This window comes from Psychrobacter sp. BF1, from assembly GCF_019279065.1.
In the GTDB taxonomy this organism is placed as follows: Bacteria; Pseudomonadota; Gammaproteobacteria; order Pseudomonadales; family Moraxellaceae; genus Psychrobacter; species Psychrobacter urativorans.
This window is the reverse complement of sequence record NZ_JAGYWV010000033.1, coordinates 1-1,663: the sequence shown is the minus strand read 5'-3', so window position 1 is coordinate 1,663 and position 1,663 is coordinate 1. Positions and strand designations below refer to the sequence as shown.

Genomic DNA, 1,663 nt, shown 5'->3' with positions numbered 1-1,663 from the left:
CGGTGTTTGTCAACATAGTTGTCACCAATTTACCAACTAAGCAACTCTCATTTCATCAATTGATTTCGGTTCTTTTAACGGGTTCAATGTCGTTGGAGGGACGGGCGTACAATTTCTCACTTCGCGCGATCCCCAACGAGTAAGATTTAATGTTTTAGCACTCTCCATCGTCTGCTTACGCTTCGCTAAGATAGCTTTATCCTCACCAGTATGGCGCTCATTAGGCGTCACGAAGCGAAGCTGACTGTGTTTATGCTCAGTATTGTACCAATGCGTAAACTCAAGTACCCAATCCCTTGCTGTCTCAAGGCTGTTAAAGCCCTCAGTTGGCCAATTAGAGCGGTACTTGCACGTCTTAAACAGCGACTCTGCAAAGGGATTATCATTACTCACTCTCGGACGACTATAAGACGTCACCACCCCAAGCTCATAAGCTTTCATGCGCATGGTTTGAGCTTTCATTGGCGCCCCATTGTCAGAGTGCAAAACCACCCCTGAATGCAGGCACTTCTCTTTAATTAAAGTACGTTGCAACAGCCGAGCGGCAAGCTCTCCTGACTCGTGATCATAAACTTCTTGACCGACGATTTTACGGCTATACACATCTTCAATCATGTACAAATAATAGAACTGACCTCGCACGGGGCTTGGCAGATAAGTAATGTCCCAACAGAATACTTGGCAGGGTCCTGTGGCGGTAAAAGACTGCGGGGCACTATAGGCACGAGGTGCAAGGCTACGTCCTCTATGACTTAGTTGACTATGTGCTTTCAGCACTCGGTAAAAGGTGGACTCTGAAGCATGATAGATACCTTCATCGAGTAAGGTTGGAACGATCTGCGTCGGTGGTAGGCTTGCAAAGCGAGGCTCACTGCAGACAGCGATAATGGCTGCTGTTTCATCGCTCGTGAGCTTATTGCTTGGCATAGGACGCAAAGCTTTAGCACGTTTGTCATGACGTATTTGCCCCTCTTGATACCATCGCCTATAGGTGCGCACACTAATGCCAGCCTCGGTACAAGCAGGCGGTAGTCTTGCGCCTGAATCGTTGGCTTCTTGAATAAGGGTGATGGTTTGCTTACGCTGTGGCAGTGAGGTTAGTCGTCCTCGTTTTTGTCCGTCTCCCAGAGCGCATTCAGCTTTTTTCTGAGCACCAGTAAGGCCGCTGTTTCGGCAAGGGCTTTTTCCTTACGATTCAGCTCACGCTCTAGTTTTTTAATCTTTTTAAGGTCTGCTTGATGTTGACGCTTATCGGTCAGGCTTTGCTGCTGGGCTTTATTAAATCCTGATAGTGCGCCTGCTCGCCATGCTTTGATTTGTTCAACATATAGCCCTTTGCTACGGCAGTATTCGCTAAGCTCGGTCTCTGATAGTCCGCTGGTCTCTATGATGGTGGCAAGCTTGGTTTCGCTTGACCAGTTGTCAGGGGTGCTCTTATTTCCAGGCATGGGCTGTCCTTGGTCGCGGGCTTTATTACGCCAATTATACAGGGTCTGTAATCCTATGCCTTCACTTCTTGCAACTTCTGCTACGCTCTTGTTCATCGGTGGCGATAGCTTGCTTAATATGATTTGTTTTCTCTCTTCACTGTATCTTGACATCTTCATTCCTTGTCGCCCCCTTTACATTATTTTAGGGGTGACAACTATCGTGACATAGGGGG

The 1,663-nt window shown here is 47.6% G+C and carries 1 protein-coding gene; it reads right to left on the bottom strand.

Annotated elements, in window-relative coordinates; genetic code table 11:
* Window positions 1-36: 36 nt before the first annotated feature.
* A protein-coding gene (locus KZA12_RS14710; RefSeq protein ID WP_218690751.1) for an IS3 family transposase occupies window positions 37-1,601 on the bottom strand; the annotation gives its coding sequence in 2 pieces (ribosomal slippage) (window positions 37-1,139 and window positions 1,139-1,601; 1,566 coding nt in all).
* Window positions 1,602-1,663: the final 62 nt, after the last annotated feature.